This is a genomic window from Rahnella variigena, from assembly GCF_003610915.1.
Lineage (GTDB): Bacteria > Pseudomonadota > Gammaproteobacteria > Enterobacterales > Enterobacteriaceae > Rahnella > Rahnella variigena.
This window is the reverse complement of the sequence record NZ_NSDJ01000001.1, coordinates 3975430-3995621: the sequence shown is the minus strand read 5'-3', so window position 1 is coordinate 3995621 and position 20192 is coordinate 3975430. Positions and strand designations below refer to the sequence as shown.

Here is a 20192-nt window from a genome sequence, read left to right as displayed (position 1 = left end):
ATCAGACTCCGCGACTTGCGGGGCGGGATGCGCCAATGGGGGATTGATAATCACAAACTTTATATCCTGAGTAATAGGTTATCATAATGCATATGAACGGCTGTCTATGTCAGAGTTGTCTGATGGCGAACTTTGTGGGCTGACATAACTTTTACGGTGTATCTGCGCACCCATAGCTATTGAAGCAACCCAGCAGACCCAATAGAATCTCCGGACATTATCGACGTGTTGCAAAATCACAGCGCACAGACTTATTGCGCACAGACCAGCGCTTAAAAGAGAAGGTTCCAGCGGATGTCAGAACAAGAGCAAAACATCAGTACGGATGAGTGGGTTGATATCGTCAACGAAGATAACGAAGTCATTGCCCAGGCCAGCCGACAACAAATGCGCGCTCAGGTCCTGCGTCACCGTGCCAGCTATATCGTGGTTCATGACGGCATGGGAAATATTTTGATTCAGCGCCGGACTGAAACCAAAGATTTCTACCCTGGCTGGCTGGATGCAACGGCCGGTGGCGTGGTGCAAAGCGGTGAAAATATTCTGGATTCAGCGCGTCGTGAAGCCGAAGAAGAGTTAGGCATTGCCGGTGTGCCTTTTGCCGAGCACGGTCAGTTCTACTTCGAGGAAGAGAACAAATGCCGCGTCTGGGGCGCACTGTTCAGTTGCGTATCCCATGGACCGTTCGCGTTGCAGGAAGAAGAAATCGACGCAGTGCGCTGGATGACTCCGGAAGAAATCACTGCGCGCTGTGATGAATTTACGCCTGATTCTCTGAAAGCACTGTCATTGTGGATGACGCGCAATAACGAGAAAGAACACGGTAAGCCTCTGACGCGTGAAGAAGCAACACCGGCGGTGGAAAGTGTGAAAGCTAATGAAGATTCGTCGACCGAAGACGATATCTGATCGGCATCTCGCGGGCGATATACTATCGCCCGTGGTTTTTTAGCAACTGTCCCGCTTGCACAATGACGATGCGATCGTCACCTCTTCCCATTCCTCATCATTAATCCTCGCCAGTAGCGCCTGTGCCGCACGCACCCCGATTTCCTTATGCGGAATAGCAATGGTGGTCAGCGGTGGCTGACAGACTTTGCTGACGTCCGAATTACCAAAACCGACCACAGCCAGATCGTCCGGCACTTTGATTCTTCTGCGCTGACATTCATACAGCGCACCGCAGGCGAGATCGTCTGACACACATACCAGCGCGTCGAGTTCAGGCCAGGCCAGCAGAAACTCAGGCAGTTGCTGGGCTCCGGTAGAAAAACAGGCAGGTTCCGCGGCATTAATCACCCGGTGCGGCGACATGTGCGCTTTCAGCATCGCTTTTCGCCAGCCCTGCAAATGCTGCTGGAAAATCCACTGTTCCTGATTAGCACACAGCATGCCGATGTTCTGGTAACCCTTTGCCACCACGGTCTGCGTCAGCTGAAACATCGCCTCGACGTAATCAATACCAATATTCATGTCGATAGGTGAATCGGTCAGCGCACCGATTTCCAGAACCGGAATGGTCAGATTATCAAGCCATTGCCTGACATTCGCGGAGTGCTCGACGGAAAGCAAAATAGCCGCCGCCAGGTTGTACGACAGCAGCGTTTCCAGCAGCTTTTCCTCACGCTCCATCCGGTGCTGGGACTCGGCCAGCATGATCTGGTATCCCGCCGGTTGCAGCACTTTTTGCAATCCGGCAAACATCTCCGCGCAGCCAGATTCAGACAGGCTGGGCACAATCATCGCAATGGTATTGGACGAGGCAGAAGCCAGTGAACTCGCGGCCTGATTAGGCAGATAACCCAGCTGACTGACGGCTTCTTCGATTTTTTCCCGCAGCTTGTCGGAAACCTGCTCCGGCGTTCGCAGCGCGCGGGAAACGGTCATGCTGCCTACGCCGGCCAGCTGCGCGACATCCGCCAGTGTGACTCTTCCGGTACTGCGTCTTTTCTTGTTAATGGACATTCACGATCCTGACCTTAACTGCGCATCTTGCGCACAATGTATACCTGCTGGCATAACGAAAAAGCGGGCCGCAGCAGGACCGGCATAACGGAAACTACGGCAGAATTCGGTAAATTATCGGCAATTTCCTGACAAAGTATACCGTTATTTGTGACAGCCGCTGGCCGGTGATACCGCAGCGCGATTATTTTTGATAGCGCTATCACAGATCTCAATGATAGAAGTTTGGTAGCGCTATCTTTGTGAGTTGTATCACAGATGTTAACGCTACCGCTGAAGTAGAGTCTGGATCGTTGGTGCGGTCTGGGGGAAATTTGACCGGCCATCTTCAAAAATATAACGGAGCATCACTATGCTGAATGATTGGCTGACATCTGAACGAATTCAGATCAGAACGGATATCACGGACTGGCGGCAGGCAGTGGAAGTGAGCGCTGAGCCACTGCTGAAAGAAGGGACAATTACCCCGGATTACCTGACCGCAATTTTTGCGCAGCGGGAAAAGTTGGGGCCGTATTTTGTTCTGGCGCCGGGCATCGCCATGCCACATGCCAGACCGGAAGAGGGAGTTAATGGACTGGGGTTATCGCTGCTGACGTTACCGCAGGGGGTGAAATTTAATTCAGAGGATAACGATCCGGTGTATACGGTCGTCATGTTATCCGCACCTGATAAGCACAGTCATATTGAGCTAATTTCTGAGCTGGCTGAATTATTTTCCAGTGATGAAGATATGCAGAAAATCCATCAGGCGAAAAGCATCAGTGAAATACAGGATGTGATTTCCCGCTATTAATTTGAGTTAATACCGTCACAGGGAAGATCATTCCAATCAGGAAATATAAACAGTCAGAGGCCTGAATACGGGCAACTGATACGCTATGTTACGCATTCAAAAACAGATAAAGAACAGGTGAATAAAATGAAAATTATGGCGATTTGCGGTTCCGGTTTAGGCAGCAGCTTTATGGTTGAAATGAACATTAAAAAAGTGCTGAAGAAACTGAATATTCAGGCGGATGTTCAGCACTCTGATTTGTCTTCTGCCATTCCCGGTGAAGCTGACCTGTTCGTGATGGCGAAAGACATCGCTGCCAGCGCCAGCATCCCGGCAAATCAGTTAGTGGTGATCACTAACATTATTGATATCAATGAACTCGAAACCAAACTGATTGCGCATTTTGAAAAACACCCAGTGTCCTGACGTCACTGAATAACCCTACAAATAAAACAAATAGACAAACGAGGTGGATATGTTTATCCAGGAAACGCTCAAGTTTGTGGTTGATATATTAAAAGTGCCTTCCGTACTGGTGGGGCTTATCGCATTAATCGGCCTGGTCGCGCAAAAGAAAAACTTTTCTGATGTGGTCAAAGGGACGGTAAAAACAATACTGGGCTTTTTAGTATTGGGCGGTGGTGCCACGGTATTAGTCGGCTCTCTTAATCCATTAGGCGGTATGTTTGAACACGCCTTTAATATCCAGGGTATTATTCCAAATAACGAAGCCATTGTTTCCATTGCGCTGGAGAAATTCGGTGCGCCGACCGCTTTAATCATGGCGTTCGGTATGGTGGCAAACCTGATTGTGGCGCGTTTCACCCGGCTGAAATATGTCTTCCTGACCGGACATCACACGTTCTATATGGCCTGTATGATCAGCGTCATTCTGACCGTTGCCGGTTTTGAAGGGGTTGCTCTTGTCTTCACCGGTTCCCTGACGCTCGGCCTTATCATGGCGTTCTTCCCGGCGCTGGCGCAGCGTTATATGCGCAAAATCACCGGCAGCGATGACGTGGCGTTCGGCCATTTCGGCACCATCGGTTACGTCTTATCAGGCTGGATCGGCAGTAAAGTTGGCAAAGGTTCACGTTCTACGGAAGAAATGAATCTGCCGAAAAACCTGAGCTTCCTGCGCGACAGTTCCATTTCAATCTCCCTCACCATGATCATTATCTATCTGATCATGGCGGTGTTCGCCGGTCAGGTCTTTGTTGAAGCGACCTACAGCGCGGGCCAGAACTATCTGGTGTACGCCATCATCATGGCGATTACCTTTGCGGCGGGTGTGTTCATCATTCTGCAGGGTGTGCGTCTCATCCTCGCAGAAATTGTCCCGGCATTCGTCGGCTTCTCTGAAAAACTGGTGCCAAATGCCCGTCCGGCGCTGGACTGTCCGGTGGTTTATCCGTACGCACCAAATGCTGTGCTGATTGGCTTCCTGTTCAGTTTCCTCGGCGGTCTGGTCGGCCTGTTCCTGTTAGGGCAAATGCATCTGGTGCTGATCCTGCCGGGCGTGGTGCCGCACTTCTTCACTGGTGCAACAGCGGGTGTGTTCGGTAATGCGACCGGCGGACGTCGTGGCGCGATGGTCGGGGCGTTTGCTAACGGCATACTGATTACCTTCCTGCCGGTTCTGTTGTTGCCGGTGCTGGGTGCGCTGGGCTTTGCTAATGCAACGTTCTCTGACGCGGACTTCGGCGTTATCGGCATCCTGCTGGGCAATCTGGCGCGCTTCATGTCCAAGGAAGGCATCATGGCGCTGATCGTCGGTATCTTCGCGGTACTGGTTGCCTGGAACTATCTCGGTAAAAAACCGGTAGCTGAGAAAGAAGTCACAGAGAAGTAAATCCCTGCATCACACCGTTTTTTAACGAATACGTTTTGTAAGACCATCCGGGAAACACTGTCCTGCCTGTTAGAAATAACAGGCCAGGATAAGTGCTCACTAAAATAAGGATCAATGAAGATGAAAGATGTCCAGGAGGTTCGTGATCTGGCCCGCCATATCCGCATCGAGACGCTGAAAATGTTGACCGGTCTGGGATTCGGGCACTATGGCGGCAGCATGTCAGTGGTGGAAACGCTGGCGGTTCTGTATGGCGATGTCATGCGCATCGACCCGAAAAAACCAGACTGGCAGGATCGCGATTATTTCGTGTTATCCAAAGGCCATGCGGGACCGGCGCTGTATGCGACGCTGGCGCTGAAAGGCTATTTCCCGGTCAGTGAATTGCAAACACTGAACCAGAATGGCACCCGGTTACCGAGCCATCCGGACAGGCTGCGCACCACCGGCGTCGATGCTACCACCGGTTCGCTGGGGCAGGGCGTTTCCATCGCTGCAGGCATGGCGCTTTCGCATAAACTGGCCGGTCGCAGCAACCGTGTATTCTGCATTCTTGGCGACGGCGAACTCAACGAAGGCCAGTGCTGGGAAGCCTTCCAGTTTATTGCGCACCACAATTTGCACAATCTGACGCTGTTCATCGATTACAACAAACAGCAACTCGACGGCACGCTGGATGAAGTCATTAAACCGTTTGATCTGGCCGGAAAATTCAGTGCGTTTGGTTTCGATGTTGAGACCATTAAAGGCGATGACATTGTAGCGATAAGCGAGGCGGTCACACCGGTTCGTCACGCCGAACAGCGTCCGCTGGTGGTGATACTCGACAGTATCAAAGGGCAGGGCGTGAAGTATCTCGAACAACTGGCGAACTCGCACCATCTGCGGTTGACCCCGGATGTGAAACTGGAAATCGAAAACGCTATCGCTGAGCTGGAGGCCACCCATGTTTGAAGTCTCTCTTGAATTACAAAAAGACGTGGTGGAAATGCGCAAAGTTTACGCCAATACCATGCGTGAAAAGATTGTGGAAAATACGCCGATTATTGCGCTTGAAGCCGACCTGATGAGCTCGATGGCGATGGACGGCGTGCATAAAGATCATCCTGATCATGTGATTAACTGCGGCATTATGGAAGCCAATGTGATCGGCGTTGCAGCAGGTTTGTCGCTGACCGGTCGCGTGCCGTTTGTGCATACTTTTACCGCGTTCGCCAGCCGCCGCTGTTTCGATCAATTATTTATGTCGCTGGATTATCAGAAGAATAACGTCAAAATTATCGCGTCAGATGCGGGCGTCAGCGCCTGTCATAACGGTGGCACGCATATGTCGTTTGAGGATATGGGCATCGTGCGCGGGCTGGCAAATTCCGTAGTCATGGAAGTGACGGATGCGGTGATGTTCCGCAATATCCTGTTGCAGCTGATGGATCAGAAAGGTTTCTACTGGGTGCGAACCATACGCAAACAGGCCACGCAGGTTTATCAGGAAGGGTCGACGTTCACCATCGGCAAAGCTAATCTGCTGCGGGACGGTACTGACGTTACGCTGATCGCCAACGGGATTATGGTTGCCGAAGCGCTGAAAGCGGCAGAAATGCTGGAACGCGAAGGCGTCAGTGCGGCAGTCATCGACATGTTCACCCTCAAGCCGATTGATAGAAACATTATCATCAAATACGCCGCGAAAACGGGCAAAATTGTGACCTGTGAAAACCACAGTATTCACAACGGGCTGGGATCGGCGGTAGCGGAAGTGCTGGTGGAAAACCAGCCGGTGCCAATGCGCCGTGTGGGCGTGAAAGAGCGTTACGGTCAGGTAGGAACGCAGGAGTTCTTGCAGCAGGAATATGGCCTGACGGCTGAACATATTCTTGAAGCCGCGAAAACGTTGCTCTGAGATTTACCGAAAAAACGACAAAAAAAACGCCGGACATTAAGCCCGGCGTTTTGCGTTCAGAAGTTTTACGCTCAGAGATTCTGGCTTATTTAGCCTGAACCGCAGCTTCTGCCTGAGCAGACTGAATCGCGGTCAGTGCCACGGTGTAGACGATATCGTCTACCAGTGCGCCACGGGACAGGTCGTTAACCGGTTTACGCATACCTTGCAGCATCGGCCCGATAGAGACCAGATCCGCAGAGCGCTGTACCGCTTTATACGTGGTGTTACCGGTGTTCAGGTCTGGGAAGATGAACACGGTCGCTTTACCCGCAACCGGCGAGTTTGGCGCTTTGGATTTTGCAACGTCAGCCATGATTGCGGCGTCGTATTGCAGCGGACCATCGATGATAAGATCTGGTCGTTTTTCCTGGGCCAGACGGGTAGCTTCACGCACTTTCTCGACATCGCTACCTGCGCCGGAGTTACCGGTTGAGTAGGAGATCATCGCAACGCGTGGTTCGATACCGAATGCCGCAGCGGAATCCGCAGACTGGATCGCGATTTCAGACAGTTGCTCAGCAGTTGGATCCGGGTTGATCGCACAGTCGCCATACACCAGAACCTGGTCGGGCAGCAGCATGAAGAACACAGAAGAAACCAGTGAGCTGCCCGGCGCGGTTTTGATCAACTGCAACGGTGGACGGATGGTGTTTGCGGTGGTGTGAACAGCACCGGAAACCAGACCGTCAACGTTACCTTGTTCCAGCATCAGCGTGCCCAGAACCACGTTATCTTCCAGTTGTTCGCGCGCAACCACTTCGGTCATGCCTTTGCTTTTACGCAATTCAACCAGACGTGCCACGTATTCTTCGCGCACAACAACCGGATCAACGATTTCGATGCCTTTACCCAGCGTCACACCCTGAGCCGCTGCAACGCGTTTGATCTCGTCAGGATTACCCAACAGAACGCATTCCGCGATACCACGTTCAGCACACAGCGCTGCCGCTTTCACGGTGCGTGGCTCGTCGCCTTCTGGCAGAACGATGCGTTTACCGGCTTTACGTGCCAGTTCGGTCAGCTGATAACGGAAGGCTGGCGGAGACAGACGACGTGAACGCTCGGAGTGGGCGCTCAGGGAATTGATCCAGTCAGCATTGATGTGAGACGCCACGTACTGCTGCAGTTTCTCTACGCGCTGATGGTCATCTGCAGGAACTTCCAGGTTGAAGCTTTGCAGGCTCAGGGACGTCTGCCAGGTGTTGGTATCTACCATGAAGACTGGCAGGCCGGTCTGGAAGGCGCGTTCGCACAGGCTGTTGATGCGCTCATCAATTTCGTAGCCGCCGGTCAGCAGGATCGCACCGATTTCTACGCCATTCATGGCGGCCAGACAGGCTGAAACCAGCACGTCCGGACGGTCAGCAGAAGTGACCAGCAGGGAACCCGGACGGAAATGCTCCAGCATATGAGGAATGCTGCGTGCGCAGAAAGTCACGGATTTCACGCGGCGGGTTTTAACGTCGCCTTCGTTGATGATGCGGGCGTTCAGGTGCTTGGCCATGTCGATTGCGCGGGTGGCAATCAGCTCGAAGCTCCATGGAATGCAACCCAGAACCGGCAGCGGGCTGTTGGCGAACAGCTGAGTCGGGTCGATATTTGCCACGCTGGCTTTGGTTGAATCATCAAAGATTTCAGACAGATCAGGACGGGTACGACCCTGATCATCAACCGGTGCATTCAGTTTGTTAATGATAACGCCGGTGATGTTTTTATTTTTGCTGCCGCCGAAGCTGGAACGGGCCAGTTCGATACGTTCTTTGAGCTGCGCAGGAGAATCATTGCCCAGCGCCAGAACGAAGACGATTTCTGCGTTCAGGGTTTTAGCGATTTCATAGTTCAGCGCGTTGGCGAACTGGTGTTTACGGGTAGGCACTAAACCTTCCACCAGCACCACTTCTGCGTCTTTGGTATTTTCATGGTAACGCGCGATGATCTCTTCCATCAGCACGTCCTGCTGGTTGGAGCTCAGCAGCGTTTCAACGTGGCTCATTTTCAGCGGTTCAGCTGCAGTCACGGTAGAGTTAGCACGAATGATGGTGGTGGTCTGGTCAGGAGCATCGCCGCCAGCACGCGGTTGAGCGATTGGCTTGAAGATGCTCAGGCTGACGCCTTTTTGTTCCATGGCACGGATCACGCCCAGGCTGACGCTGGTCAGACCAACGCTGGTGCCTGTAGGGATCAACATAATTGTACGGGACACGGCTAAACCTCTTTAACGGTTGCCAGGCAGGGACATTCGCAGGTTTGTGCAAAGGGGATAATGATCAGCATAAGCGCGATGATTATCCTGCGCGGTGCGTCCAAACGGGCGGCGTTTGCCTTTGAGTGAAAAATTGCCCGCATGACGCGGGCAGTCTTGAATCGATTATGCAGTCAGACGCGCGGCGTCTTGTGCAATCACCAGCTCTTCGTTGGTCGGGATGACCAGAGCGGTGCGGGTGCCTTCTTTATTGATCGCGCCGGATTTGCCGAAACGGGCAGCCAGGTTGCGTTCGTGGTCAACTTCAAAGCCCAGCAGGCCCAGTTTAGCCAGAGACAGTTCGCGAACCATTGCGGCGTTTTCACCGATACCGCCAGTGAATACCACGGCGTCGAGACGGCCTTCCATCAGTGAAGTATACGCACCGATGTATTTCGCCAGACGATGGCAGAACACGTCCATTGCACGTTTTGCATCCGCTTTGGTGGTGTAGTTGTCTTCCACATAACGGCAGTCGCTGGTGACTTCGGTCAGACCCAGCAGGCCAGATTCTTTGGTCAGCATTTTGTTGATTTGATCAACACTCATGCCCAGAGAATCATGCAGATGGAAGATGATAGCCGGGTCGATGTCACCGCTACGTGTACCCATCACCAGACCTTCCAGCGGGGTCAGACCCATGGAAGTGTCTACACATTTACCGTTACGGATGGCGCTGACAGAACCGCCGTTACCCAGGTGGCAAGTGATCAGATTCACTTCTTCCACTGGCTTGTTCAGCATTTTTGCGGCTTCCTGAGTCACATAGAAGTGACTGGTGCCGTGTGCGCCGTAACGACGGACATGGTGATCTTTATACAGGCTGTACGGCAGGGCGTAGAGATAAGACTCTTCAGGCATGGTCTGATGGAAAGCGGTGTCGAAAACGGCAACGTTTTTATCAGCCAGTTTAGGGAAAGATTTCAGCGCTTCATCGATACCGATCAGGTGAGCCGGGTTATGCAGCGGTGCAAACGGGATAGATTCTTTGATACCTTCGATGACAGCGTCGTTGATCAGCATGGACTTGGTCAGCTTTTCGCCGCCATGAACGATGCGGTGGCCGATTGCAACCAGCTCTGCGGACAGCTCAGGTTTTTTGCTCAGAATGTTGTTAACGATAAACTTCAGCGCTTCACTGTGTGCGGCACCCGCACCTAAAGCGGCTTCTTCTTTGCCACCGTCCATTTTCCATTTAATGCGTGCTTCTGGCAGATGGAAACATTCGGCTAAACCTGAAATGTGTTCTTCACCATTTGCAGCATCAATGATGGCAAACTTAAGGGAAGAACTACCACAGTTAAGAACCAGTACAAGCTTACTCGACATGGAAGTACCTATTTATTGTTGGTGCTGTTTAAGAAAAACAATACACGTGGTTAATAAATCGTCAATCTGACATCAAGCGTAGCGCATAATGGCGGTGACAATTATGATTAACATCATGCCGGAGAGCCAAAACCGGCATGATGATGAAAAAGCTGGAGAATCGCCGGGCTCTGGTTGTTCAAGCCCTCTGATAACAGGGGAATAATCTGTGCACGGGCACAAAGTATCTCTGTTATGCGCCTTCAGGATGTTACTAATCAGTAAAAACACTAACAAAAAATACAATAACTAATTACAAAACCACCCAGAGCAAGGCACTATGCTTAATATAGGGAGCAAACATTGCAAATTACCGTTTGTATCCCAACTTTATTATGATGTCGTTGCCTGAGAGGGTTGCGAGGCTGCGATAGAATACCGACAGTGTCAGTAAAAACAAAATATATTTTATCGTGGTAAACTCCAGTTTGTGTTTTACAACTATTTTTTAAATTTTATACGTGAAGTTGAGGTGCAAAGATGACGAGTAAGCCAACAGGCTCCGTAAGCTGGTTTCAGATCTTCCAGCGCGGACAGCACTATATGAAGACATGGCCGTCAGATAAGCGCCTGGCTCCTATGTTTCCGGAGAACCGCATCTCTACGGCCACCCGTTTTGCCGTGCGTATTATGCCGCCGGTGGCGGTATTTACCCTGACGTGGCAAATTGCCCTCGGTGGTCAGCTCGGGCTGGCGGTAGCTACAGCGATTTTTGCCTGCAGTTTGCCAATGCAGGGCTTGTGGTGGCTCGGTCGCCGTTCCGTGACGCCTCTGCCTCCTGGTTTACTCGGCTGGTTCCATGATGTGCGCAATAAGCTTGCAGAAGCCGGGCAAGCGCTGGCACCGATTGAAGGCACCCCGACCTATCAGTCTTTAGCTGACGTGCTTAAACGCGCGTTCAAGCAACTCGATAAAACATTTTTAGACGATCTGTAAGCCTGATTTCCCCACTGACCCTGTCAGCCATCATCTATAGTCTTTCATGAGTTGCATGACACCGGAGGAAAGTCCCCTCCGGTGATTATTTCAGATGAGATCCCGACTCAAATCAAAGAATGGTGTGCTTGCGATTTCGCAGAACTTTGCGCTATGCCATGCTTTGCTCATTATGCAGACATGAGGATTTTCACGATGGAAATGACTAACGCTCAACGCCTGATTTTATCGAATCAATACAAAATGATGACCATGCTGGATCCCGATAATGCGGAACGGTATCGCCGGTTACAGACGGTAATTGAACGCGGTTTTGGTTTGCAAATGCGCGAGCTGGACAGAGATTTCGGTGAGCTGCCGGAAGAAACCTGTCGCACAGTGATTAATATTATGGAAATGCACCATGCCATGCAGGTGTCATGGACCAATCTGAAAGATACACAGGATTTGGATCGTCGCCGTATTGATTTCCTTGGTTTCGATGCCGCCACTGAATCCCGTTATTTAAGCTATGTTCGTTTTATGGTGAATACCGAAGGGCGTTACACTGACTTCGATGCAGGCACGCATGGCTTTAACTCGCAGACCAAAATGTGGGATAAATACCAGCGTATGCTGGCGGTATGGCAATCGTGCCCGCGTCAGTACCATCTGAGTGCGGTAGAGATCGCGCAAATCATTAATGCTTAATGCGAAATAACCAAAGGGGAATTGCCTGTGGAGTGCAAAGGTTTCTTGTTCGACCTTGATGGGACGTTAGTGGATTCATTACCGGCAGTTGAGCGTTCATGGATTAACTGGGCGCTCAGTTGGGGAGTCAATCCTCAGGATGTTCTGGCGTTTATTCACGGCAAACAGGCGATTACTTCCTTACGTCATTTCATGGAAGGCGAAAGTGAAGAAACGATTCAGAAAGAGTTTATAAAACTGGAACAAATCGAGGCGACCGACACCGAAGGCGTGACGGCGCTTCCCGGCGCGCATTTACTGTTAAGCGAGCTTAACCGCCAGAACATTCCCTGGGCGATTGTGACCTCCGGTTCGATGCCTGTCGCCAGTGCCCGCCATAAAGCGGCGCATCTGCCAGAGCCCGAAGTATTTATCACTGCGGAGCAGGTGAAACACGGCAAACCGCAACCGGATGCCTATCTGCTTGGCGCAGAACGTTTAGGTCTGGCACCGGAAGATTGTGTGGTTGTCGAAGATGCCGCTGCGGGCGTGATGGCCGGTCTGGCTGCGGGCTGCAAAGTCATTGCGGTTAATGCGCCTGATGACACTCCGGGCATTGAAAACGTTGATTTTGACCTGTCGACTCTGGAAATTCTGCTGGTCAGCAGTTCCGGCGAAGGCGTAAAAGTCAGCCTGCGTTAAGTACAGAAAAAACACAGTTTCCTTCTTTAAATTGATATAAACCTCGCTTATGCGGGGTTTTTTTATGCCATTCTGATACCCGTCCTGCCTCTCAATCTCAACGCAAACGGAGTGTGTTTTGACCGGTGAATTATTTTGGGTAGTCACGTTACTTGTTATTGCTATGGTGCTGTTCGCACGCAATACGCTGCGAATGGATATTGTGGCGTTGCTGGTGATCATTGCCTTCGTGCTAAGCGGTACGCTGACCATCAATGAAGCGCTGGCGGGATTCAGTGATCCCAACGTGATTCTGATTGCTGCCCTGTTTGTCGTCGGGCATGGTCTGGTGAGAACCGGTGTGGCCTATCAGGTTGGCGACTGGCTGATGAAAGTCGCCGGTAACAGTGAAACACGGATGCTGGTTTTGCTGATGCTCACGGTGGCCGGTCTCGGTGCTTTTATGAGCTCCACCGGTGTGGTCGCGATCTTCATTCCTGTTGTCATCAGCGTTTCTGCCCGCATGAAAACCTCTCCCGCACGGCTGATGATGCCACTGAGTTTCGCCGGGCTTATCAGCGGCATGATGACGCTGGTTGCGACACCGCCGAATATGGTGGTTAACAGTGAATTACTGCGTGAAGGATTTGATGGTTTTGGTTTCTTCGGGGTCACACCGGTCGGACTGGTCGTGCTGGTCATGGGCGTTGGCTATATGCTGATCGCCCGTCGCTGGCTCTCATCCGATAACGCTTTGCAGGATAAACAGCGCTGGAAACGCCGGACTTTTCGCGATTTGATCCGCGACTATCGTCTGACCGGCCGGGCGCGAAGGGTAACCGTCCGCCCCGTTTCTCCGCTGGTCGGACGCACGCTGGATGATTTACACCTGCGTTCGCGTTATGGCGCCAACGTGGTGGGCATTGAACGCTGGCGTAAGTTTCGCCGTGTGATGGTCAGCGCGACAGGGAATACCGAACTGTTTGCCCGCGATGTCTTGCTGATTGATATGTCCGATTCCGGCATATCATTCAGGCAGTTTTGTACCGATGAAATGCTTGAGCCTATGGTGTTACGCGGCGAGTATTTCTCTGAACAATCGAGAGATGTCGGTATGGCCGAAGTGTCGTTAATCCCTGATTCCGAGTTGTTAGGCAAAACACTGCGTGACGTGGCTTTCCGTTCGACCTACGGCCTGAACGTTGTCGGCATCCGCCGTCAGGGGGAAGCGCTCGAAGGCAGACTGGTGGATGAGGAATTACAGCTGGGCGATATGTTGCTGGTGATTGGTGACTGGAAACTTATCCGCCAGCTTCAGCAACAGATGCATGATTTCATCGTGCTAAATCTTCCCGCTGAAGTGGACGAAGTCGCGCCTGCGCTGAGCCAGGCGCCTCATGCGCTGTTTTGTCTGGCGCTGATGGTCGCGCTGATGCTCACCGACGACGTACCCAATGCGATTGCCGCCATTATCGCCTGCATTCTGATGGGCAAATTCCGCTGCATTACAATGGAAGGCGCTTATAAAGCCATTCACTGGCCGAGCCTGCTGTTGATCATCGGGATGATGCCTTTTGCGCTGGCACTGCAAAAAACCGGCGGCGTAGCGTTGATAGTGAAGGGGTTAATGGAAGTCAGTGGCGGCTACGGCCCTTATATGATGCTGCTGAGTTTGTTCATTCTCTGCGCGGGGATCGGGCTGTTTATTTCCAATACGGCGACTGCCGTGCTGATGGCGCCAATCGCGATTGCGGCGGCGCATCAGATGGGCGTTTCGCCTTACCCGTTCACCATGATCATCGCGATTGCCGCGTCTGCTGCCTTTATGACACCGGTATCTTCACCGGTGAACACGCTGGTGATGGTGCCGGGTAACTATAAATTCGGCGACTTTATCCGCATCGGCGTGCCTTTTACGCTGATGGTGATGGTCGTCAGCGTGTTTCTGGTGCCGGTGCTTTTCCCGTTCTGATCACATCGGGGAATCGAGGCTGATCTCATCCAGTGACAAACTGAAGCTCGGAATAAAGACTTCCATAAAGTAGTCCATTTCCGGGCTTTTTCTGTCTGCCAGCGTTTTTTCCAGGCGTGCCTTTGCCAGGGTGAATTCATTGTTTCCGGCGGACAATTCCTCCAGACATTTCAGATAAGCGCACAGGGCGTCAGCCTGTTTGACCGTCAGCTTTTCATCTTCAGAGTAATAATGCTCGTCAATCAGCGGGCGGAAATCTTCCTGCAATTCCTTCGGTAACATTTCAATCAGCTTTTGCTGAGCGATTTTCTCAATCTTTTTGTATTCATGCGCAATTTGCGGATTGTAATACTTGATGGGCGTCGGCATATCACCGGTCAGCACTTCACTGGCGTCATGATACATCGCGAGCAGGGCAACGCGTTCAGCGTTCAGATTGCCGTTAAATTTACGGTTCTTAATGACAGCTAAAGCGTGAGCCACGAAGGCAACCTGCAGGCTGTGCTCAGAGACATTCTCTGTGCGGACGTTGCGCATCAGCGGCCAGCGGCTGATCAGTTTGAGGCGGGAAAGATGGGCGAAAAAATGACTCTGATTCATAGCACTCTCAATAACAACGGTGAATGAGCGTCCATTGTGAGCAGTGCGGGGCAGTGATGTAAATAGGCGAAAGAGAAAAGGGCGCAGCCGTGGATGCTGCGCCCTGAACATTACTGGCGGTAGGTCTCGAGGAAACGGCCCAGTTTGTTAACGGCCATTTCCAGTTCGTCCACGCGCGGCAGCGTGACGATGCGGACGTGATCCGGATACGGCCAGTTAAAGGCGGTACCCTGAACCAGCAAGACTTTTTGCTGAAGCAGCAAGTCGAGCACCATTTTCTGGTCGTCATGGATGTTGAAACGTTTGGCGTCAATACGCGGGAACATATACAGCGCGCCTTTCGGCTTCACGCAGGAAACTCCCGGGATTTCATTGATCAGCTCCCATGCGCGGTCACGCTGTTCAACCAGACGTCCGCCCGGCTGAATAAACTCGCTGATGCTCTGGTATCCGCCCAATGCGGTTTGTATAGCATGTTGCATCGGCACGTTGGCACACAGACGCATAGAGGCCAGCATTTCGAGACCTTCGATATAACCTTTCGCATGTTTCTTCGGCCCGTTCAGAACCATCCAGCCCTGGCGGAATCCGGCCACGCGGTAGGTTTTTGAAAGACCGTTAAAGGTGACGGTCAGCAGATCCGGCGCCAGTGAGGCGATTGAAATATGCTGGGCTTCGTCATACAGAATTTTGTCGTAAATTTCGTCTGCGAAGATGATCAGGTTGTGCTCGCGGGCGATGTCCACGATCTGCATCAGCAATTCTTTGCTGTAGACCGCACCCGTCGGGTTGTTCGGGTTGATGATCACTATCCCGCGGGTGCGCGGGGTGATTTTGTCACGGATATCGGCGATGTCCGGGAACCAGTCCGCGCCCTCGTCACACAGATAATGCACCGCGTTACCACCGGAAAGTGAAACCGCTGCAGTCCACAACGGATAGTCCGGCGCAGGCACCAGCATTTCGTCGCCGGTGTTCAGTAATGCCTGCATTGACTGAACGATGAGCTCAGAAACACCGTTGCCGATATAGATATCTTCAACCGTGATGTCGCGCATATCGCGCGCCTGATAGTGCTGCATGATCGCTTTACGGGCAGAAAACAGACCTTTGGAATCACAGTAGCCTTGCGCCGTGGGCAGATTACGGATGACATCGACCAGAATTTCGTCCGGTGCGTCAAATCCGAATGGCGCCGGGTTGCCGATGTTCAGTTTAAGGACTTTGTTACCTTCTTCTTCAAGGCGTTTTGCTTCTTTAAGCACCGGGCCGCGAATGTCATAACAGACGTTGTCCAGTTTGTGGGATTTTTCAATCGGGGACATGTAAATGAGAGCCTTTTGCAGTAAAGCCTGTTCTTCCCTGGCGACGAGCGGCCGCAGAGCAGTGCGAATGGCACAATTTACTCCCCGACAGAGGGCATGAGAAGGGCTTTGCACCGTTTTGGTGAAAAACAGCAGTAAAGTCAACTGAGGCGGGCTTTTAACAAAGTGTTTGAATCATCATGTGGTTTTTAATTCTTATTTTTGTGTTTTATGCGTTTTTATATTTTGCAAAAGTACGCTTTGTGAACAATAAATTCACTGTTTTCGCTGGCTGCGCCGATTTATGCGTTAATCCCATCAGAGCGAATTTTGAGCTGAACATCATGAAAACTTACCAAAGCTCGATAAATTCTGAAAAAAAAATTGGGCACTCCTGCTTTATTGATAAACATTCTTAACAAGAGTCAGTGTTATTTCGCTAATGTATAATAATTAATGCTGGATAGATGATCATGTTCTTAATGATATCTGAAAGCTATTTTATTAAAGCAGGTAAATGCTTTAGAACGCTATATTTTAATTTGTCAGCGCAAACAAATTTTGAAGAAACTAGAAAAATCTTAATCTGGCTTTAACTATACAGGGAGGAGAAATTCCGTTATTCGCGTGACTCAATGAATTTGTTGAATTATATTTCCACTGGCTGATTTTATTAATTAATTTGGCTTATGTTTTCAGCGCGTGAGATCGTGCGGATTTTCGGCTGTTGCAGACAGAAAGCGCACGCAGGCGGGTTATGGAAGGGTTCAGCAGGACAGACTATATTAATTAAGATGCTCTAATCATTTAGCCTTTATGTGGATTTAGAGTGGGCGAAGTTAATGCCCGCATGCTCGCAATGGCGAAAATTTTCATGCACAAATATTTCTCAATTTAGCTTATCAAATGAGTGAGTATCCGACATATCTGGTATTCTGCTTTTTGCGGGTACTTTGACGCACCATCAGGGTAGCTTGTTATTAGATTCTATAAAGTGAAGAAAAACTATGACAATTGCAAATCGTCCAATCCTCAATCTCGACCTTGACCTGTTGAGGACATTTGTAGCTGTTGCTGATTTAAATACGTTCGCTGCGGCTGCTGCTGCTGTGTGTCGTACTCAGTCGGCGGTAAGCCAACAAATGCAACGTCTAGAACAACTCGTTGGAAAAGAACTGTTTGCCAGACATGGACGCAATAAATTATTAACTGAACATGGTATTCAGTTATTGGGGTATGCACGCAAAATCCTTCGTTTCAATGATGAAGCCTGCACCTCTTTGATGTACAGCAATGTTCAGGGCGGGATAACGATTGGTGCGTCAGATGATACAGCTGACACCATTTTGCCTTTCCTGCTCAGCCGGGTGACGTCGATCTATCCTAAGTTGTCGATTGATGTCCGCGTGAAACGCAGTCCTTTCATGCTATCGATGCTTGAAAGTGAGGAAGTGGATTTGGCCATCACTACGATGACCAATACCGACCATCCGCACATCGTTCTGCGCACTTCGCCAACGCTCTGGTACTGTTCAGCGGATTTCGCTTATCCTTCCGGGGACAGCGTGCCACTGGTGGTGCTTGATGAGCCAAGCCCTTATCGTTTAATGGCGACAGAACATCTTAATCAGGCGGGGATCCCGTGGCGTATTGCGTATGTGGCTTCTACATTGTCAGCCATTCGTGCGGCAGTGCGTGCCGGTCTGGGCGTGACCGCGCGACCTATCGAAATGATGAGTCCGGAGTTACGTGTTCTGGGCGAACAGGACGGTTTACCACGACTGCCTGACACGCAATATGTGCTGTACAAAAATGCGCGTTGTGAAAATGAACTGGCCATGGCGATTTTCAATGCCGTTGAGCAGGGGAATGATCCTTATTCGCTTAGCGCTTATGGTCCGCGTCCCGTAGTGGATGATGATCAGGAGTTCCTGGCAGATTCCCAAAACTAAGATTTACTCCCAGCTTTACCTTCCGCCTCCGCTTAACGGGGCGGGGGTAAAGGCTTCTACCTCTTTTGAGGTGCAAGAGTTATACTTTTAGTGCTTCTGTTTACTATTTCGCGTAAAACCCGTCTTTTATACCCTTATCTCTTTCCGCTATCCGTAAAGACCCCTGTCTGCAACACTCTGCGTCCACAATTAAGCGACTAAATGGCGAAAAATCCAGCACTTTTCAACGTTAAAAAATAGCATCAAATTTTTCCGTAAATCGCTTGTCGTTTTTTGAAAATCAACAAAACTTGTTAAAAGTGTGTCTTTTTATCTATCAAAATTGACAGAACTCTGACACAGATCAAAAAAATAACCCTATTAAGAGAGTGGAAGCGCTGCCTATTCCTGCGACAATAGGAAAGTACGAAAGATGTCATAACTCCCATCACAGGCTCATGCTTTACCAGAGTATTTTACTGACACGATTTAGCTTAAGTACCGGCGCATGATATGTTAATTAAATGCTATGCATGTAAACTAATGTGGAGATACTTTTGTCAAAGTTGACAAAAGGTTATAGAAAAGGGTAAAAAGCCCACAACAAATCACTGGCTTAATGCCTTGTTGAGCCGTGAACTGTGTGGTTTTTAATCCTTCCCTTGAATCGATGTGGTGCGCAAGCTGCCGACCTTACAGAGCAGATGCCAAAGTGCCACTTTTGATGAGTAAGCAATGAGTATGTCAACAGCCACTGAAGTCATCGCTCAACACTGGGCGTTCGCCGTTTTTCTTGTCGTCGCAATGGGTCTTTGTTGCCTGATGTTACTGGGCGCCGCGTTTCTTGGCGGGAGAGCCAGAGCGCGTTACAAAAACACGCCTTTTGAATCAGGTATTGCCTCTGTCGGCACTGCCCGACTGCGTCTGTCCGCCAAGTTCTATCTGGTCGCCATGTTCTTCGTCATTTTCGACGTTGAAGCCCTGTATCTGTATGCATGGTCAACATCTATTCGCGAAAGCGGCTGGACCGGATTCGTTGAAGCCACCATTTTCATTTTGGTACTGCTGGCTGGTTTGTTCTATCTGGTGCGTATTGGCGCACTCGACTGGACACCAACACGTTCGAAAGGACCTGTTAAACCAAGCCCGGCGATTAATACCAACAGTCACCCTCAGTAAGCAGTCATAGCGAGGCATTAAGATGGACTATACGCTCACCCGCATAGACCCGGACGGTGAGAACGACCGTTACCCCCTGCAATCTCAGGAGGTCGTCGGCGATCCTCTTCAGGAACAGGTTAAACGCAGCGTCTTCATGGGAAATCTCCAGGAATCACTGCATGGCATGGTGAACTGGGGTCGTAAGAATTCCCTTTGGCCGTATAACTTCGGTCTTTCATGCTGTTACGTGGAAATGGTGACGTCATTCACTGCGGTGCATGACGTTGCGCGTTTTGGCGCAGAAGTTCTGCGTGCTTCACCACGTCAGGCTGACTTTATGGTGGTAGCCGGGACCTGCTTCACCAAAATGGCGCCGGTTATTCAGCGTTTGTACGATCAGATGCTGGAACCAAAATGGGTCATTTCGATGGGTGCCTGTGCGAATTCCGGCGGTATGTACGATATTTATTCTGTCGTTCAGGGCGTGGATAAATTCCTGCCTGTCGATGTGTACATCCCGGGATGTCCGCCGCGTCCGGAAGCCTATATGCAGGCTCTGTTACTGCTGCAGGAATCCATCGGCAAAGAACGTCGCCCATTGTCATGGGTTGTTGGCGATCAGGGTGTTTACCGCGCGAATATGCAGTCTGAAAAAGAGCGTAAACGTGCTGAGCGTATTGCAGTGACAAATCTGCGTTCGCCGGACGAGATTTAACACTGCGGTCTGAGAGTCAACCCTGAGGGGAGGTGTTTATGAATATCCCCCTTACGGCATAAATGACCATTTAGTG

The 20192-nt window shown here is 50.7% G+C and carries 18 protein-coding genes; 13 read left to right on the top strand and 5 right to left on the bottom strand.

The window, feature by feature from the left end; genetic code table 11:
* The first annotated feature begins 294 nt into the window (after positions 1–294).
* On the top strand, positions 295–909 hold the full coding sequence (yfcD, locus tag CKQ54_RS18250; protein ID WP_112289900.1) for an NUDIX hydrolase YfcD: 615 nt from the start codon (positions 295–297) through the stop codon (positions 907–909).
* A gap of 39 nt (positions 910–948) precedes the next feature.
* Here yfcD and CKQ54_RS18245 read toward each other — a convergent pair whose 3' ends face one another.
* Entirely contained in the window at positions 949–1965 is a 1017-nt protein-coding gene (locus CKQ54_RS18245) for a LacI family DNA-binding transcriptional regulator (protein ID WP_113877039.1), read from the bottom strand.
* Positions 1966–2317: 352 nt separating this feature from the next.
* Between CKQ54_RS18245 and CKQ54_RS18240 the strand changes: the two genes are divergently transcribed.
* From CKQ54_RS18240 to CKQ54_RS18220, 5 genes are all read left to right on the top strand, one after another.
* Positions 2318–2761 carry a PTS sugar transporter subunit IIA gene (locus CKQ54_RS18240; protein WP_120162074.1) on the top strand — a complete coding sequence of 148 codons (444 nt, stop codon included), beginning with the start codon at positions 2318–2320 and terminating at the stop codon, positions 2759–2761.
* Between the two features lie 126 nt (positions 2762–2887).
* On the top strand, positions 2888–3169 hold the full coding sequence (locus CKQ54_RS18235) for a PTS sugar transporter subunit IIB (protein WP_120162073.1): 282 nt from the start codon (positions 2888–2890) through the stop codon (positions 3167–3169).
* A gap of 49 nt (positions 3170–3218) precedes the next feature.
* A complete protein-coding gene (locus CKQ54_RS18230) occupies positions 3219–4595 on the top strand; it encodes a PTS ascorbate transporter subunit IIC (RefSeq protein ID WP_120162072.1) in 1377 nt (458 codons plus the stop codon).
* Positions 4596–4715: 120 nt separating this feature from the next.
* Positions 4716–5549, top strand: coding sequence for a transketolase (locus tag CKQ54_RS18225; RefSeq protein WP_120162071.1), 834 nt, complete (start codon positions 4716–4718; stop codon positions 5547–5549).
* A complete protein-coding gene (locus CKQ54_RS18220; RefSeq protein WP_120162070.1) occupies positions 5542–6495 on the top strand; it encodes a transketolase family protein in 954 nt (317 codons plus the stop codon). Before CKQ54_RS18225 ends, CKQ54_RS18220 begins: the two co-directional genes overlap by 8 nt.
* Positions 6496–6580: 85 nt before the next feature.
* On the opposite strand, the gene pta is transcribed toward CKQ54_RS18220, so the two are convergent.
* Both pta and ackA read right to left on the bottom strand, forming a co-directional pair.
* On the bottom strand, positions 6581–8725 hold the full coding sequence (gene pta, locus CKQ54_RS18215) for a phosphate acetyltransferase (protein ID WP_208644634.1): 2145 nt from the start codon (positions 8723–8725) through the stop codon (positions 6581–6583).
* Positions 8726–8905: 180 nt separating this feature from the next.
* Positions 8906–10108 (bottom strand): acetate kinase, encoded by a 1203-nt coding sequence (gene ackA / locus CKQ54_RS18210; RefSeq protein ID WP_112289913.1) that lies wholly within the window; start codon positions 10106–10108, stop codon positions 8906–8908.
* Between the two features lie 519 nt (positions 10109–10627).
* On the opposite strand from ackA, the gene yfbV reads away from it, so the two are divergent.
* The 4 genes from yfbV (at position 10628) to CKQ54_RS18185 (ending at position 14405) form a co-directional block, all read left to right on the top strand.
* Entirely contained in the window at positions 10628–11083 is a 456-nt protein-coding gene (gene yfbV, locus CKQ54_RS18200) for a terminus macrodomain insulation protein YfbV (RefSeq protein ID WP_112289915.1), read from the top strand.
* Positions 11084–11278: 195 nt separating this feature from the next.
* Positions 11279–11773: a YfbU family protein gene (locus CKQ54_RS18195; RefSeq protein WP_013574583.1), complete on the top strand. Its 495-nt coding sequence runs from the start codon at positions 11279–11281 to the stop codon at positions 11771–11773.
* A 27-nt stretch (positions 11774–11800) separates the two neighbouring features.
* Complete coding sequence (locus tag CKQ54_RS18190; protein WP_120162068.1) at positions 11801–12454, top strand: sugar phosphatase; 654 nt, start codon at positions 11801–11803, stop codon at positions 12452–12454.
* A gap of 118 nt (positions 12455–12572) precedes the next feature.
* A complete protein-coding gene (locus CKQ54_RS18185; protein WP_120162067.1) occupies positions 12573–14405 on the top strand; it encodes an SLC13 family permease in 1833 nt (610 codons plus the stop codon).
* Here the strand turns inward: CKQ54_RS18185 and yfbR are convergent, their stop codons facing one another.
* Complete coding sequence (gene yfbR, locus CKQ54_RS18180; protein ID WP_120162066.1) at positions 14406–15005, bottom strand: 5'-deoxynucleotidase; 600 nt, start codon at positions 15003–15005, stop codon at positions 14406–14408.
* A 110-nt stretch (positions 15006–15115) separates the two neighbouring features.
* Positions 15116–16330 carry a pyridoxal phosphate-dependent aminotransferase gene (locus CKQ54_RS18175; RefSeq protein WP_112289923.1) on the bottom strand — a complete coding sequence of 405 codons (1215 nt, stop codon included), beginning with the start codon at positions 16328–16330 and terminating at the stop codon, positions 15116–15118.
* A gap of 986 nt (positions 16331–17316) precedes the next feature.
* On the opposite strand from CKQ54_RS18175, the gene lrhA reads away from it, so the two are divergent.
* The 3 genes from lrhA to CKQ54_RS18155 all read left to right on the top strand — a co-directional run bounded on the left by lrhA (position 17317) and on the right by CKQ54_RS18155 (position 20116).
* Positions 17317–18261, top strand: a complete 945-nt coding sequence (lrhA, locus tag CKQ54_RS18165) for a transcriptional regulator LrhA (protein ID WP_120162064.1) — start codon at positions 17317–17319, stop codon at positions 18259–18261.
* 714 nt (positions 18262–18975) lie between these two features.
* Positions 18976–19419: an NADH-quinone oxidoreductase subunit A gene (locus CKQ54_RS18160; RefSeq protein ID WP_101076106.1), complete on the top strand. Its 444-nt coding sequence runs from the start codon at positions 18976–18978 to the stop codon at positions 19417–19419.
* A 22-nt stretch (positions 19420–19441) separates the two neighbouring features.
* The gene (locus tag CKQ54_RS18155) at positions 19442–20116 is read left to right on the top strand and encodes a NuoB/complex I 20 kDa subunit family protein (RefSeq protein ID WP_013574590.1); all 675 of its coding nucleotides are present in this window, start codon (positions 19442–19444) and stop codon (positions 20114–20116) included.
* Positions 20117–20192: the final 76 nt, after the last annotated feature.

What these genes read in the sequence shown, in the direction of transcription:
- CKQ54_RS18220 (WP_120162070.1), top strand. Translation starts at nt 5,542, where the DNA reads ATGTTTGAAGTCTCTCTTGAATTACAAAAAGACGTGGTGGAAATGCGC.
- CKQ54_RS18235 (WP_120162073.1), top strand. Translation starts at nt 2,888, where the DNA reads ATGAAAATTATGGCGATTTGCGGTTCCGGTTTAGGCAGCAGCTTTATG.
- CKQ54_RS18175 (WP_112289923.1), bottom strand. Translation starts at nt 16,330, where the DNA reads ATGTCCCCGATTGAAAAATCCCACAAACTGGACAACGTCTGTTATGAC.
- CKQ54_RS18225 (WP_120162071.1), top strand. Translation starts at nt 4,716, where the DNA reads ATGAAAGATGTCCAGGAGGTTCGTGATCTGGCCCGCCATATCCGCATC.
- yfbR (WP_120162066.1), bottom strand. Translation starts at nt 15,005, where the DNA reads ATGAATCAGAGTCATTTTTTCGCCCATCTTTCCCGCCTCAAACTGATC.
- lrhA (WP_120162064.1), top strand. Translation starts at nt 17,317, where the DNA reads ATGACAATTGCAAATCGTCCAATCCTCAATCTCGACCTTGACCTGTTG.
- CKQ54_RS18240 (WP_120162074.1), top strand. Translation starts at nt 2,318, where the DNA reads ATGCTGAATGATTGGCTGACATCTGAACGAATTCAGATCAGAACGGAT.
- CKQ54_RS18245 (WP_113877039.1), bottom strand. Translation starts at nt 1,965, where the DNA reads ATGTCCATTAACAAGAAAAGACGCAGTACCGGAAGAGTCACACTGGCG.
- CKQ54_RS18230 (WP_120162072.1), top strand. Translation starts at nt 3,219, where the DNA reads ATGTTTATCCAGGAAACGCTCAAGTTTGTGGTTGATATATTAAAAGTG.
- CKQ54_RS18160 (WP_101076106.1), top strand. Translation starts at nt 18,976, where the DNA reads ATGAGTATGTCAACAGCCACTGAAGTCATCGCTCAACACTGGGCGTTC.
- CKQ54_RS18195 (WP_013574583.1), top strand. Translation starts at nt 11,279, where the DNA reads ATGGAAATGACTAACGCTCAACGCCTGATTTTATCGAATCAATACAAA.
- yfcD (WP_112289900.1), top strand. Translation starts at nt 295, where the DNA reads ATGTCAGAACAAGAGCAAAACATCAGTACGGATGAGTGGGTTGATATC.
- yfbV (WP_112289915.1), top strand. Translation starts at nt 10,628, where the DNA reads ATGACGAGTAAGCCAACAGGCTCCGTAAGCTGGTTTCAGATCTTCCAG.
- ackA (WP_112289913.1), bottom strand. Translation starts at nt 10,108, where the DNA reads ATGTCGAGTAAGCTTGTACTGGTTCTTAACTGTGGTAGTTCTTCCCTT.
- CKQ54_RS18155 (WP_013574590.1), top strand. Translation starts at nt 19,442, where the DNA reads ATGGACTATACGCTCACCCGCATAGACCCGGACGGTGAGAACGACCGT.
- pta (WP_208644634.1), bottom strand. Translation starts at nt 8,725, where the DNA reads ATGTTGATCCCTACAGGCACCAGCGTTGGTCTGACCAGCGTCAGCCTG.